Annotated in this window: 9 protein-coding genes; 1 reads left to right on the top strand and 8 read right to left on the bottom strand. The window is 69.4% G+C overall.

All coding sequences use genetic code 11. The features are described from left to right. Positions 1 to 75: 75 nt before the first annotated feature. Together AC07UH_RS03300 and AC07UH_RS03295 are read right to left on the bottom strand one after the other, a co-directional pair. Complete coding sequence (locus AC07UH_RS03300; protein ID WP_495179354.1) at positions 76 to 531, bottom strand: peroxiredoxin; 456 nt, start codon at positions 529 to 531, stop codon at positions 76 to 78. Next, positions 524 to 3,193, bottom strand: coding sequence for a bifunctional [glutamine synthetase] adenylyltransferase/[glutamine synthetase]-adenylyl-L-tyrosine phosphorylase (locus AC07UH_RS03295; protein ID WP_495179355.1), 2,670 nt, complete (start codon positions 3,191 to 3,193; stop codon positions 524 to 526). The genes AC07UH_RS03300 and AC07UH_RS03295 overlap by 8 nt, the downstream gene beginning before the upstream one ends. A gap of 62 nt (positions 3,194 to 3,255) precedes the next feature. On the opposite strand from AC07UH_RS03295, the gene AC07UH_RS03290 reads away from it, so the two are divergent. Then, positions 3,256 to 3,414, top strand: coding sequence for a hypothetical protein (locus AC07UH_RS03290; RefSeq protein ID WP_171009311.1), 159 nt, complete (start codon positions 3,256 to 3,258; stop codon positions 3,412 to 3,414). Here the strand turns inward: AC07UH_RS03290 and AC07UH_RS03285 are convergent. From AC07UH_RS03285 to AC07UH_RS03260, 6 genes are all read right to left on the bottom strand, one after another. After that, the gene (locus AC07UH_RS03285) at positions 3,404 to 4,648 is read right to left on the bottom strand and encodes a chymotrypsin family serine protease (protein WP_495179356.1); all 1,245 of its coding nucleotides are present in this window, start codon (positions 4,646 to 4,648) and stop codon (positions 3,404 to 3,406) included. The genes AC07UH_RS03290 and AC07UH_RS03285 overlap by 11 nt on opposite strands. A gap of 85 nt (positions 4,649 to 4,733) precedes the next feature. Then, on the bottom strand, positions 4,734 to 6,557 hold the full coding sequence (locus tag AC07UH_RS03280; protein ID WP_495179357.1) for a glycoside hydrolase family 15 protein: 1,824 nt from the start codon (positions 6,555 to 6,557) through the stop codon (positions 4,734 to 4,736). Then, positions 6,550 to 7,350 (bottom strand): glucose 1-dehydrogenase, encoded by an 801-nt coding sequence (locus AC07UH_RS03275; RefSeq protein WP_137897237.1) that lies wholly within the window; start codon positions 7,348 to 7,350, stop codon positions 6,550 to 6,552. Before AC07UH_RS03275 ends, AC07UH_RS03280 begins: the two co-directional genes overlap by 8 nt. Positions 7,351 to 7,411: 61 nt before the next feature. After that, positions 7,412 to 9,574, bottom strand: a complete 2,163-nt coding sequence (locus AC07UH_RS03270; RefSeq protein WP_495179358.1) for a WD40/YVTN/BNR-like repeat-containing protein — start codon at positions 9,572 to 9,574, stop codon at positions 7,412 to 7,414. A gap of 113 nt (positions 9,575 to 9,687) precedes the next feature. Continuing rightward, a complete protein-coding gene (locus AC07UH_RS03265) occupies positions 9,688 to 11,268 on the bottom strand; it encodes a GH39 family glycosyl hydrolase (RefSeq protein ID WP_495179359.1) in 1,581 nt (526 codons plus the stop codon). A gap of 66 nt (positions 11,269 to 11,334) precedes the next feature. Next, positions 11,335 to 14,493 carry a TonB-dependent receptor gene (locus AC07UH_RS03260; protein ID WP_495179360.1) on the bottom strand — a complete coding sequence of 1,053 codons (3,159 nt, stop codon included), beginning with the start codon at positions 14,491 to 14,493 and terminating at the stop codon, positions 11,335 to 11,337. Positions 14,494 to 14,622: the final 129 nt, after the last annotated feature.

The raw sequence follows: 14,622 nt of genomic DNA, 5'->3' as shown, positions 1-14,622 counted from the left end.
GCTTTCGCAGGAGCACACGGTGACTTTCGCAGAGGTCTCGGTGACGATCGTGTTCCGACAGCGTGCCGGCCCGGGCTACGCCCCCCGCGCAGCCGCCAGTACCGCCGCGGCATGGCCCGGCACCTTCACCTTGCGCCACGCCTGCGCCAGCCGGCCGTCAGCACCGAACAGGAAGGTAGCCCGCTCGATCCCCATATAGGTCTTGCCATACATCTGCTTCTCGCCCCACACGCCGAACGCGTCGCAGGCGCTGCCGTCCTCGTCGCTCGCCAGACCGACGGTGAGGTCGTATTTGGCGATGAACTTGCAGTGCTTGGCGGGCGGGTCCTTGCTGATCCCGAGCACGCTCACGCCGGCCGCGTCGAAGTCCGCCGACAGCGCCGAAAAGTCCTGCGCCTCCCGCGTGCACCCCGACGTATCGTCCTTGGGATAGAAATAGATCACCGCCGGCAGCGGCAGTTCGGCCAGCCGGATCGGCGAGCCGTCAGGGGCAATCACCGTCACCGCTGGGATCGTCGCGCCGTCATCCATCTGCATCTCCTGTCGTACCCGTCCATGCGGCCGCGACCTCCTGCCGCGTCGCATCGAAGGCGGCAAGCACCGCCGCCCAATCCGCCAACCGCAGCGCCCGCGCGATCAGCTCGCGCGTCGCCGGCGGCGGCGTGGCGGCGTCGGGCGCCACGAGCCGCAGCACGACGAGCAGGCGGGTCAGCAAATCGTTCGCCGCCGCCAGCCCCGCCGGCAACAGCCCCGCGGCCACCAAAGCCTCGATCGCCGACCCGAGATGCGGGTCGAGCCCGGTGCGATGCCGCAGTTGCGTCAAATGGACGGTGAATTCCAGATCGACCAGCCCGCCCGGCAGCAGCTTGGCGTCGAGCGGCCCGGTCGGCGGCTTGTGCCGCGCCATCTCGGCGCGCATCGCCACCGCCTCGCCGGCAAGGTCGCGCGCCGGTCGCGCGCCAGCGAGCACCCCGGCGACCACGGCCGCCGCCGCCGCCCGCCCCGCCGCCGATCCGAACACCGGCCGCGCGCGGGTCAGCGCCATATGCTCCCAGGTCCACGCCTCCTCGCGCTGGTAGCGCGCGAACGAGTCGAGCGAAACCACCAGCGGCCCCTGCGTCCCCGACGGCCGCAGCCGCGTGTCGACCGGATAGAGCGGCCCCGCCGCGGTCGGCACCGACAGCGCCGCGGTCACCCGCTGTGCCAGCCGGTTGTAGTAGAGCGTCGCGCCGAGCGGCTTCGCGCCATCCGACTCCGCGCTGAAATCTCCGGTGAACAGATAGACGAGGTCGAGGTCGCTGGCATGCGTCAGCGCGCCGCCACCGAGCCGGCCGAAGGCGAGGATCAGCAATTCGCTGCCCGGCACCCGGCCATGCGCCTGCGCGAATTCGGCGACGGTCGCCTCGGCGAGCACCGCGATCGCCGCCTCGGCGAGCCGCGCATAGCCCGTCGCCGCATCGAGCGGATCGGCCGCCCCCGCCACCACCTGCGACCCCAGCGCGAAGCGTTTCTCGCCGACGATACGCCGGACATGGTCGAGCAGCGCCTGATAGTCCCGCCCCTCGCCGCGCGTCATCTCGGCGGCGAGCGTCGCCACCTCGCCGAGCGGCTCGAACGCGCCGGGATCGATCAGCCAGTCGATCAGCTCGGGTCGCGTCGACAGCGCCTCGGCGAGCGGCGCGGCGTGACTGAGGATCGTCGCGAGCAGGCTCGCCAGGCCGGGCCGCGCTTCGAGCAACCGCAGGATGTTGATCGCGCTCGCCAGCCGCTCGAGCAACACGTCGAGCCGCAGCAGCGCCGCCGCCGGGTCGGGGGCGCCGGCGAGCGCGGGCATCAGCACCGGCAGCACCGCTTCCAGCGCCGCGCGCGCCGCCGGGCTGCGCAATGCCGGATAGCGCCCGGCGCGCCAGCCGGCGATCCGCGCCGCCGCCGCCTCGCCATCGGGGAAGCCCGCCTCGTGCAGCCGCTCGGCAAGCGCCTGCGGGTCGTGCGGAAAGCCGGTTTCGCGCCCATCGTCGAGCGCGTCGTAGATGCGCCCCGCCTGCTCCACCGGGCCGCGTAGCAGGTCGATCAGCGCGACCCCGTCGGCCAGTCCGTGCAACCGCGCCACCCGATCGAGTGCCTCGCCGGTCGGCAGCGTGTGCGTCTGGCGATCGTCGATCATCTGGACGCGATGCTCGATCGTCCGCAGCAAGCTATAGGAGCCGGTCAGCGCTGCGGCTTGGTCCGCGCCGATCCACCCCGCCTCGGCGAGCCGGGCGAGCGCGTCGCGCGTCGCCGGCGTGCGCAACGCCGGGTCGCGGCCACCGTGGATGAGCTGGTGGATCTGCGCGAAGAACTCCGCCTCGCGGATGCCGCCGCGCCCGCGCTTGAGGTCGTAGCCGGGGCCGAACGCCTGCCCGCTCGCATAATGATCGCGGATGCGCCGCGACAGGTCGCGGATCTCGCCGATCGCGCCGAAATCGAGCCCGCGCCGCCAGACGAACGGCCGGATCGCATCGAGAAAGTACCGGCCGAGTTCGAGATCGCCCGCCGCCGCGCGCGACCGGATGAACGCCGCCCGCTCCCAGGTCAGCGCCTGCGATTCGTAATAGCCGATCGCCCCGTCGACCGGCAGCGCGATCGGCGTCGCCTCGGGCGAGGGCCGCAGCCGCAGGTCGACGCGCAGCACATAGCCGTCGCCGTCGCGCGCCTGGAGCAATTCGACGACGCGCTTGGCGATCCGCACCGCCGCCTCTTCCGGCTCCTCGCGCGCCCGGTGCGGCAGCGTGCGCGGATCGAAGATCAGGATCGGATCGATGTCCGACGAATAATTGAGCTCGCGGCTGCCCTGCTTGCCAAGCGCGATCACCGCGAAGCCGCGGGGCTCGGCACCGGGGGTCCGCTCCTCGATCGCCGCGCGGATCGCGCGGTCGAGCGCGCGGTCGGCGAAGTCGCTCAGCGCCCGCGTCACCGCGGTAAGGTCCATCACCTCGGCGAGGTCGCCGATCGCGACGGTCAGCGCCAGCGCCCGCCGGTCGAGCCGCAATTGCCGCGCGACCGGCATGTCGGGCGTCGCCGTCGTATAGTCCAGGTCGAACCGCCCCGCGGCGAGCCGTGCCGCCAGCGCCGGCTCGCGATCGAGCAACAGCGACAGGAAGGGCGCATGCGCGCGTGCGCGGTCGATTGCAACGGTGACGGCTGGCATCGGCATATCCTTTACGGGTGTCGCAACGTTTCCGTCGAACGATCGTTCTGACCGTCATGAACACCGCCATGCATACATCGCGAAAGGACCGCAGCGGCGATTACGTCGTCCGCCTCCCGCGGCCGGCGGACCCGCTCGGCCATGCGCTGCGCGGCGTGTTCGGCGAAACGCCGATGCCCGACGACATGCGCGCGTTGCTCGAACGCCTGGAGCGCGTCACCCACTGATCGCGGGCGGGACGCTCGGTCCGACCATCAAGAGACGCCAGCCCGTCGGCAGATAATCCGTCGACATATAGAAATAGAAGGCGCAGCTGCCATCCGGCCGATAGCTGCCGCCCTTGAGGATGCCATAGGCGGTATCGCCGAGGAACACCGGGCTGCCGCTGTCGCCGCTCTTGCAAACCGGCCCCGCCACCGTCGTCCAGGTCGGCAGGCAGGCGCCGCCGCACAGGTCGCCGGCAGGCGCGAAGTCGGTCAGCTCGACCTGCGAGCAGCTGTATCCGGTCCGCTCGCCGCGATGGCAGACGATGTCGCCCGCGCGCATCCCCGCCCGCCCGCGCGCGCCGGTGACCGGCCGGCTGATCGTCTTGGCGGTATCGGCGAAGAACAGCGGCGCCAGCGGCGCGGCGCTGCTGTTGATCTGCACGTCCTGATGCCCCCAGCCCCATTGCCCGACGAACGGCAGCGCTTGCTCGTGCCCGTCGGCATCGCGTCCGCTGAGTTCGTCCGGGCAATGCGCCGCGGTGGCGAGCCCGGTACGCAAGCCATCGGTGACGACGAAACCGGCCGTGCACAGATAGCGATGCGTATCGCCCGGCACTTGGCCGACGACGCGCGCGCCGCCTTGGATGCCCCCCATGTCGAGCGCCGGCTGATCGACGACGCGCAGCCGCACCGGCACATGCGTCAGCGCCGCGAGCCGCTCGGCGAGCGGCGCCGCGCCCTCGCGCGCCACGTCGCGGCCCGAGACGACCGCGACCAGCTCGCCACTGCGCTGGTCGATGCCGAGCCCCGGCGGCGCGATCAGGCTGGCGCGGATCGTCGCCTGATAGGCGGTGATCGCCTGCACCAGCCCGGTATGGCTGGCCACCGCGCCGGTACGGAAGGTCACGCGCACCGGCGTGCCGTCGAGATCGACGATCTGTTCGGCGACGGGCGCGTCGCCGGTCAGCGTCACGACGATCCCGAAGCCGGGGCGATGCTCGACCGCGATTCCCGTCAACCGATCGGCGAAACGATCGGCGATCGCATCGGTGACCGGCACGCTCGCCTCCTGCAGGCGAAGGTGGCGGATCGCCTCCTCGACCGTCACGCCGAGCCGCTCGGCCACCGCCGCCGCATCCTGCGCCCGCGCCGCCTCGGGCGACTGCACCGCCGCGGCGGCGACGACCGGCGGCGGCGTGACGAGCGCCTGCGCCGCCGCCGGACCGCCCGCCCCCAGCATCCACGCCCACAGCAAGACCCGCCGATATCGCCCCACACCATCCTTGTAGGGCGACAAACTGGCGCGTCGATGAACGATCAGGCGCAGAGGACGCAAAACCTCACGGCTGCCAGTTCGGCCGGTAGCTCGGATCGAGGCGACGGTCGGTGAAATAGGCGGCGCTGATGAAGGCGAGGTGGGTGAGCGCCTGCGGGAAGTTGCCGATCGGCTCGCCGCGCAGGTCGAGTTCTTCCGAGAACAGGCCGAGCGGGTTGGCGTAGGCGATGCCCTTGGCGAGGATCATCTGCGCCTCGTCGAGCCGGCCGGCGCGCGCGAGGCATTCGGCGTACCAGAAGGTGCAGGTGGTGAAGGCGCCTTCCGTCCCCTCCAGGCCGTCGGCGTTGCGGTAGCGGTAGACGAGGCCGTCGTCGCGCAGATGCGTACCGATCGCGTCGAGCGTCTTGAGCCACACCGGATCGGTCGAGGAGACGAAGCGGACCAGCGGCATCATCAGCAACGCGGCGTCGAGTTCGGTGCCGCCGCGATCCTGAACGAAATAGCCATGGTCGGGATGGCGGAAATTGCTCCAGATATCCTCGACGATGGCGTCGCGCGCCTCGCTCCACGCGACCAGCTGCGCGGGCAGCGAGCGCTTCTTGGCGAGCCGGATCGCGCGGTCGAGCGCCACCCAGCACATCAGCCGCGAATGGAGGAAGTGACGCGGTGCCGAGCGCATCTCCCAGATGCCGGCATCGGGCTGGTCCCAATTGGCGATGACATAGTCGATGACGCCGCGAACGTGCTGCCAGCCGGCGTGATCGATCGCCGCGCCGTATTTGTTCGAGAGATAGACGCTGTCCATCAGCTCGCCGAAGATGTCGAGCTGGCTCTGCGCGTGGGCGCCGTTGCCGATCCGCACCGGGCGACTGTCGGCATAGCCGGCGAGATGCGGCAGCTCCTCCTCGTCCGCCGCTTCCGACCCGTCGATCGCATACATGATGCGGATCGGATGCTGGCGGTCGGCGGCCATCACCCGCTCGCCTGCCCAGCGGCGGAAATGCTCGGCCTCGTCGATGAAGCCCAGTCGCATGAAGGCGTAGACGGTGAACGAGGCGTCGCGGATCCAGGTCGCGCGATAATCCCAGTTGCGCCCCGCCCCCACCGCCTCAGGCAGTGAGAAGGTCGCCGCCGCCGCGATCGAACCGTGGCGGTTCGAGGTGAGCAGCTTGAGCGCCAGCGCCGAGCGCATCATCTCCTCGCGCCAGCGGCCGCGATAGCTCGTGCGCGACAGCCAGCCGCGCCAGGCGGCCGTCGTCGCGGCGATCTCGGCGGCGACGGTCGCATCGTCGGGACGCTCCAGAGCCTCCTCGCCGAACACGAACCACGCGCTTTCGCCCTCGCCGAGGGCGAAAGCGGCGTCCGCCGTGCCGTCGCCGCAGGTCAGCGGCACCGAGGCATGCAGGCGCAGCGTCAGGTCCCGTCCGACGAAGCACACGCCGCCGTCCGCCGCCGCCACCTGCGGCATCTCGCGCGCATAGTCGAACCGCGGCCGGCAGCGCGCCGCGAAGGCGACCGTGCCGCGCGTCACCGTGACGCGGCGGATCAGGCAGCGCGCGCGATGCTCGGGATGCACGCGCGCGTCCGGATGCGGCATCAGGTCGACGATCTCGACGCTGCCGCTCGTCGCCATCCAGCGCGTCGTCAGCACGTTGGTATCGGGCACGTAGATCTGTATCACCCGGGCGGCGTCGAGCGCCGGCCGGATCTCGAAGGCGCCGCCACGCTCGGCATCGAGCAGTTCGGCGAAGACGCTGGGGCTGTCGAGCGACGGCCAGCACAGATAGTCGATCGTCCCGTCCGCGGCGACCAGGGCCGCGGTCTCCATGTCGCCGATGATGCCGTGATCGCCGATGCGCCGGTGTGGCCCGACCCGCGCGTCATCCATTGTCGCGGAATTCGGGATAGAGCGACATGCCGCCATCGACGAAGACGGTGGTGCCGGTGACGTAATCCGCCGCGTCGGAGGCGAGCCACACCGCCGCGCGCGCGACGTCCTCGGGCTCGCCGATCCGGCCATAGGGGATCAGCTTCAGCAATTTGGTCAGCGCCGCCTCCGTCTCCCACGCCTCTTTGTTGATCGGCGTGCGGATCGCGCCGGGCGCGATCGCATTGACGCGGATGCCGTCGGCCGCGACCTCCTGCGCCAGCGTGCGCGTCAGCATCCGCACCCCGCCCTTCGCCGCGGCGTAATTGACGTGGCCGGCCCAGGGGATCAGCTCGTGCACCGAGCTCATCGCGATGATCGTGCCGGCGCTGCGCGCGGGCCGACCGTCCCGCGGCTGGGCACGGAAGCGCCGGACCGCCTCGCGCGCGCAGAGGAACTGGCCGGTCAGGTTGATGTCGATGACGGTGTTCCAGTCGGCGAGCGTCAGGTCGGCGACCGGTGCGTCCTTCTGCACGCCCGAATTGGAGACGAGCACGTCGACCCGCCCGAACGCCGCCACCGCGGCATCGAACAGGCGGGTGACGTCCGGCTCCTGCGATACGTCGGCCTGCACCGCGATCGCCTTGCCGCCGGCCCCGGTGATCCGCTGCGCCAGCGCTTCGGCGCTCTCCTCGTCGGAGCGATAGTTGACGACGACCGCGGCGCCGGCGTCGGCGAGCCCCGCCGCGACGGCATGGCCGATTCCGGAGCTGGCGCCGGTAACGATGGCAGTATGACCTGCAAGGACGGACAAGGACGCATCTCCAATGACTTCACGTCGCACCTGAACGGTCGAACGCGTCAGGGGATGCGTGTCAGTCGATCGGATCGCCGTAGAACAGCCCGCGTCCGTCGGTCCCGACATAGACGCGGCCGGCACGGCGCGGATCGCCGGCGACCACGCGATAGCGCCCGCCCCAACGATGCGTCGCGTCGTCAATCCGCCGCCATGACGCACCGCGGTCGGTGGACCGCCAGATGCCGCGCACGTCATCGCGGCTGCCGATCGCGAACACCGCATCCTTGCCTAGCCCGTACAGCTCGATCGCCAGCCCGCCGCTCGCCGGAACGAACGACTCGCCGGCGTCCTCGCTGCGGAACAGCGCGGTGCCGACCTGCAACCACAGCCGCCCCGCCGCGTCGGGCGCGGCGACGAGCGCGCTTTGCGATTCACGGTTGCGCGCCTGCGCCGTGGTGAGGTCGCGCGGCAGGCCGCGCCCCGCCACCGGCGCGAAGCTCGCGCCGGCGTCGCGCGACACCAGCAACCGGCCACCCGTCGCGTCGACCGCGTAGAAGACCGCCGGATCGAGCTTGTCGGACACCGCCCGCGTCCGCGGCGGCAGCCCGCGCACCGGCGACCACGTCCGGCCGCGATCGCGCGTCACCTGCGGCACGCGTGCGGCGACGACCATCGTCGCGCCGTCCGCGGAGACGGTGATCGGCGTCTCGCCGTTGAGATCGTCGCGCGCCGGCGGGCTGCCCTGCGGCGGCAGGCGCAGCGGCGTCCAGTTGCGGCCGCCATCCTCCGACCGGGCGAGGCTCGCGTCGCGGGGACGGTCGAGATACAGGCTGCCGCTGCGCACGATCACGGTCGGTGCCTTGCCGGCGTAATCGAGCATGTTGGTGTTGGAGAGATACGGGTTGGCGAAGGTCGGCTGCGGCGAACGGTCGAGATCGTCGTGGACGAAGCCGGCGAGATCGCCGAACCCCGACACGACCGGCGCACCGCCGGTCGGCGAGATCATCGTGATCACCGCGGTCTGTTCGATCCCGCGCACCCACGGCGCCCAATCCACCGTGCCGCGCGTCGGCAGGCGCTGCGCCGCATAGACGGTCGCGCCGGTGGTATAGGCGATATGGCCGGCATCGAACGGGTCGATCGCCAGGCCCGAGATCCAATGGCCGAAATCGGCGCCCTTGCCCTCGTGCAGCAGGAACGGCGTCGCCGACACGTCGCGGCGGCTGCGCGCGCCGACATCGTCCCAATGCAGGCCGTCGTCGCGGCTCAGCCACAGCGAATCGCCGGCGCGATAGCGATCGATCGTCGACACCGCGACGGTGCCCGGCGCCGACCGCGCCACCGCGACGCCGAGAAACCCGCCCTCGGCCCCTGCCGCACGCCACGCTGGCGGCGTGACGTCGCGACCACGGCCCTGCGCGTCGTAGCGCCAGACCGCGCCGGTCTTGACGTCGCTCGGACCGATGCCGCTGGCGAAGCCGACCCACAGCACGCCCCGAGCATCGACCACGCCCTTGGCCGCGAACAGCGCCGGTCCCGCCACCGCGGTCCAATGCACGCCGCCATCGTCGGAACGATACAGCGCCGGCCCGCCCGGATCGGCGATCCCCGCCCAGATACGCTGCGACGCGCCCGCCTTGCCGCTGGTCGGGTCGATCGCGACGAAGGATACGCCGCCGTGGCTGGTGCGGCGCTCGGGCCGGCCGAGCCCCTTGTGCGGAAAGCCCGCGACCGGCGTCCAGCTCTGCCCCGCATCGTGGCTCTGCCACAGGCCGTCGTGGCGCGATCCGAAGAACAGCCGGCGATGATCGTTGGGATCGACCGCCAGCCGCTCGCCGAGGCCCCGCCCCGGCTCGTTGCCGCCCATGGCGAACGGCACCGGCACCACCCGCCACGTCCGCCCGCGGTCGCCCGAGCGCAGGATCGCCGCGGGGGCGCCGGCATTCATCCCCGCCGCCATATAGACGACGTCCGCGTCGACGGGATCGGCCGCGATGCTCTCGATCCCCATATAGCTGGAAACGGCATTGCCATCCTGCAGCGGCACCCAGCGCGCCGCCGCCGCGTCCCAGCGATAGCCGCCCCCCATGTCGGTGCGCAGATAGGTCAGGCCGCGCTCGACCAGGCTGAACACGATATTGGGCGCATAACCCCCCGCCCCGACGGTGACGTTGGTCCAGCGATACGGCACCGCCTGTTGCGCGGGTGATGCCGCGGGCGTGGCGAGCACCGCCAGCATCACGAGCAGCGTTCGCCAAGACCCCCGCCGTTTGCCCTGAGCCTGTCGAAGGGCCTGAGTCTCACCGTGCTTCGACACGCTCGGCACGAACGGAGCGGATTGGCGCAACCCGCTCAATTCCTCGACACCACCGGTTCCAGCGTCGCCAGCACCACGTCGTTGCTGCGCATCGGCAGCCGCAGCGTATAGCCGCCGTCACGACCGACCTGAACGACGCGTGCGATCTCCGGCGTGTCGGTGGTCAGCGCCTGCAATTCGGCGATCTGCGCCGGCGTCAGCGTCTTGGGCGAGCCCATCGCCAGATAGCGCGAATGCGCGTCGTTCTTCTGATAGCCGGTCCGGCGCACCGTCACCCGATAGCGCCCCGGCGCGAGATGCGTCAGCCGCAAGTCCGCCGCCGCCGCCGGCGTCGCGGGCAGCAATCTGGTGAAGAACGGGCGGTTGCTCAGCGTCTGCTTGGGCTGCTGCCAGTTCCACATCAGGACGTTGGTCCGCCCGCCCTCGCTCGTCGCCAGCGCCTGCGCGTCGGCGAGCGCGATCTCCGGCCCACGCAGCGCGTGGAGATATTTATATGCGAACCACGCCGGCTTGCGGATGCCCTCGCGGTTCATCAACCCGAAGCCGCCGTGGAACGGCGTCGGCGGCGGCCCGGCTTCCTCGAACAGGTCGCTATAGGTCCAATAGCTCATCCCCTGCGCGATCCCGCGCGTGGCCAGCAATTTGGTCAGGATATAGGGCGCGCTGACATAGGAATCGTGCACTGGATCGCGCGGATTGTAGCTCGCGCTCCATTCGGTGAAGAACAGCGGCAGGCCGGGAAACTTCGACGCTGCGATCTCCGCGCGGACGCGGCGGACGTCGCCGACGATCGCATCGGGATTGGTCGACAGCCGATTGTCGTCCTCGCCGCGCTCGTCGAGGAAGCCGCCGTCGACACCATAGGTATGCGTCGACACGAAATCGATCGGCACCTTGCGCGCCGCGGCATAGTCGAGCAGCTCGGGCACCCACGCCGCCCCCGCGGTTGCCGGCCCGCCGACGCGCAGAGCCGGGTCGATCGCTTTGATCGTCCGCGCGCTTGATTCGTACAGGCTGAGATAGGCCGCCTTGTCGCCCTTCTCCCAGAAGCCGGCGAGATTGGGCTCGTTCCACACCTCGAAATACCAGCTGCGCACCTCCTCGGCGCCGTAACGCTGGCGCAGGTGGCGGACATAGGCGTCGATCAGCCTGGCCCAGCCCTCGGCCTGCGGATGCGAGGTATTGCCCTTCCAGTAGAAGATCGTCTGGTTCGAGGTCTTGAGCGCGTCCGGCGTGAAGCCCAGTTCGACGAACGGCTTGATCTTGCGCGCGAGCAAGGCGTCGTAGAGCTGGTCGATCTTCGTCCAGTCATAGACGACCTTGCCGTCGCGCACCTTCACCGTGCCGAGCGCATCGGTGAACACGTCGTGGAAGCGCACATAGCGGAAGCCCAGTTCGCGCACCGCGGTATCGAGCTGCGCGAGGCTGTCCGGCCGGATCAGCGTGCCCGCGAAGTCCGATCCCACCGACAGGTCGAAGGCGCGATCGATCGGCGCGGCCGCACGCGCGACATCGACGTCGATCACCCGTACCGGCTCGGACGCAGGCGCCGCGGACGCTGCCGCGGCCAGACAGAGCAGCGCACCGGCGCCGAAACGGAACGGGAGCGGAGTCATGGCGGTCCTTCGGATCGGAGATGGCAGACGCCCCGCCCGCCGGTCGGCGAGCGGGGCGCTGGGTCACTAGAAAGCGAGGCTGATCCCGGTCGAGATGCGGCGATCGCTCTGGAACCAGCTGCGGCCGTACAGCTTGCCGCCCGGATAGCCGCCCATCAGCGTGCGCTGCGTCGCGCCGAGGATGTTGGTGAACTGGACACCGAAGGAGAAATTGTCGGTGACCTTGAACCGCGCCCCGCCGTCGACCGTGCCATAGGCATCGCCATAGACCGGCAGCGCGATCTGGATCGCCTGCCCGGTCGGCCCCGGCGTGGCGAAATAAGTGTAGGTCGGGTTGGTACCATTGCTGTTGGTCGTCTGCAGGTAGCGCGAGCGCCACGAATAAGCGACGCGGAACGACACCGCCTGCTTCTCGTAGAGCAGCGTCACGTTGGCATTGTGCTTCGACAGGCCGATCAGCGGCGCATCGTTGCGGGTGACGCCGTTGATGTCGCGATACAGATCGCCCGGGTTCTTGCTGTCGATGAACGTATAGTTCGCCTCGAAGCCGAGACCCGACAGCACGCCCGGCAGCATGTCGAGGAACGCACGCCCGCCGACCTCGACGCCCTTCACCGTCGCCGCCTTGGTGGCGTTGATGTAGTCGGTCGCCGCCGCATTGACGTTCTCGCTGGTACCGTCGGTGAAGACCACGGTCACCTGCCGCTGGGTCAGCGAATAGATCGGCAGATCGGTCAGTCGCTTGTAGAACGGCGCGAGGTGGAAGGCGGTGCCCGGCCGCGCATAATATTCGAGCGAAATGTCGAAGTTGTTCGACATCGTCGGCTTCAGCAACGGATTGCCCGTATCCGCGGTGAAGTTGGTGAAGATGTTCGGCAGGCTGCTGCCGCCGTTGACGTTGCCGGGATTGCTCGTCGTCGCGACGCCGATGCTGCCCGACGCACGCAGCGCGTTGAACGTCGGCAGATCCATGGTGATATTGTAACCGCCGCGGATCTTGATCTTCTCGTTCGGCGCATAGTCGACGTTGATCGACGGCAGCCAGCGGGTGAATTCCGCCTTGCCGCCACGGGCAAGGAACGTCTGCCCCAGCGTCTGCGTCTGGCCGTTGCGGATGAACGTGTTGGCGTTCTGCTGGATGTAGCCGCTACCCTCGTTCTGGATATTGACGACGCGGACGCCGACGTTGCCCGAGATGCCGCCCTCCGGCCGGCCGAAGCGCGCCAGCGCATAGGCCGCCTTGGTGATCGTCTTGTTGTCGACCTGGTCGCCCGGCAGCACGAAGCCGACCGGACGGATGCCCGACGCACCGCCATAACCGCTGCCGGCAGGCAGTGCGCCCGACGACGAACAGTTGCTCCATTGCGGATTGCTTACATTGGGCGTCGCCGGATTGTTGTCGTCATCGATGGTGGCCGGGCCGCAGAAGTTGGTCGGCGGCGATGCCACCAACCCGGTGCGGTTCGCGACGTAGCGCTTGGCCAGATCCTCGCTCGCGAACATCAGATTGCCCGGCAACACCGTCTCGCCGCGGAAGAAGTCCTTGAACGCGTGATAGGTCGTGTCGCCCGGTGCGGCATTGGCATAGGTCAGCTGCGGATCGCCGTTCCAGCCGCGGCCCAAGGCGGCCCAGTTATACCCGTTGCCGAGGTCGCGCTCGGTCCGCTCCGCCGCGCGCGCGCCGACCTTGATCGCCTTCAGGAAGCTGTCGTCGAACGAATATTCGGCGTCGAGATTGGCCGAGTCGAGCCGGCCCTTGTTGCGCTCGTTATGCGGCATCGACGCCGACCAGAAATAGCTTGCCGGATTGGCGAAGCCCGCCTGCGCGGCGGCGGTCGTGGTGATCTGCGGCAGGTCGCCGGTCAGGTCCATGCCGAAACCGGTGCCGAAGCTGACGTCGCGGAAGATGTCGAGCCGGTCGTAGATCTGACGCGAGTCGACGCGCTGCAACGCGCCCTTCAGCGACAGGTGGCTGTCGATCGGGGCGTAGTTGAACGCCAGCGAATAGTCGCGGGTGCGCGTGTTGCTGTCGACGAAGCCCTTGTTGCCAGAACTGGTGATGTTGCTGGCGCTGGGGAGGAACGTATTATTGTCGCGGTTGAATAGCGAGCTGGTCTTGGTCAGTACGCCGTTGCTGTCGAAGCTGCTGCTCGCGGGATCGACCGCCAGCGTCTGCGAGCTGACCTGCGCGCCGTAGTCGCTCGACTGGCTCTTGTAGCGCGACTGGAAGAAGGTGCCGCTGAACGTCAGATCGTCGGTCGGCGCCCACTGCACCGCGCCGTAGATGCCGTAGCGGCGATACTGGAACGCCTCGTCGCCGTAGGTGAAACCGCCGGGAACGTAATAGTCCTTGCCGCTGATGTTCGTCTTGAAATACGGCTCGGTGCGGATGAACTGCGACAGCGAGCTGAACTGGCTGTACGCCACGTCGGCGAGCACGCCGATCTTGCCGATCGGCGTGTCGAACGTCTTGGTCGCGAGCACCGAGGCGACCGGATCGGCCTTCTGCGCCATGTCGCCCATGCCGAGTTCGCCGGTCGCGGCCATGTGGAACTTGCCGTTGAAGTCGAACGGCATCTTGGTGCGCAGGTCGATCTGCCCGCCGGTGCCGCCCTCGATCAGATCGGCCGTGGACGCCTTGTAGACGTCGACCGCGGCCATCAGCTCGGGCGTGACGTCGCTCCACAGGATCGCGCGGCCGTTGTTGGCACTGAAGATCTCGCGGCCGTTGAGGCGCGAGGCAACGCCGGTCAGGCCGCGCACCTGCACGCCAGACCCCTGGACCGAGAAGTGATCGGGATCGCCAAGCGCCGCGAAGCGCACGATCGATACGCCGGAGACGCGCTGCAACACTTCCGTGATGCTATTGTCTGGCAATTTACCGGCCTCGTCGGCGACGACCGAGTCGATGATCGTCTCGCTGCGGCGCTTGCGCTCGTCGGCGGCCTGCAATGCGGCGCGACGGCCGGTGACGACGATCTCGTCGCCCGACGGCTGGTCCGCGGGCACCTGATCGGCGGTGGCTGCGGTGCTGGTGAGGTCGCCCGCGGTGGTCGCCGCCTGGCCCGTCGCCTGTGGGATCGCACTCGTATCCGCCTGCGCCAGCCCTTCGGCGAACGCCGGCGATGCGAGCGCAATCATGCCGAGCGCAAAGCTCGAGACACCCGCGCGCAGCGCAGCGTTGAAAGCCGGACGCTTGGCGTCCGTGGTCACGATCCTGTTCATCCCCATCCTCTCCGGCGCCCCACCCGGCGCAAAACTGAATCTCACGCTTTATGGTAGCGCTAGCATTTTCATTAGTGGATTTCGATCTTAGCGGCAATGTCAGACTTAGAACCGTCACGAAATGGGCCC

It is taken from the genome of Sphingomonas sp. GW821-FHT04B01 (assembly GCF_059420425.1).
Note: the sequence above shows the minus strand (reverse complement) of the source record. Positions and strands in the feature narration are given on the sequence as shown.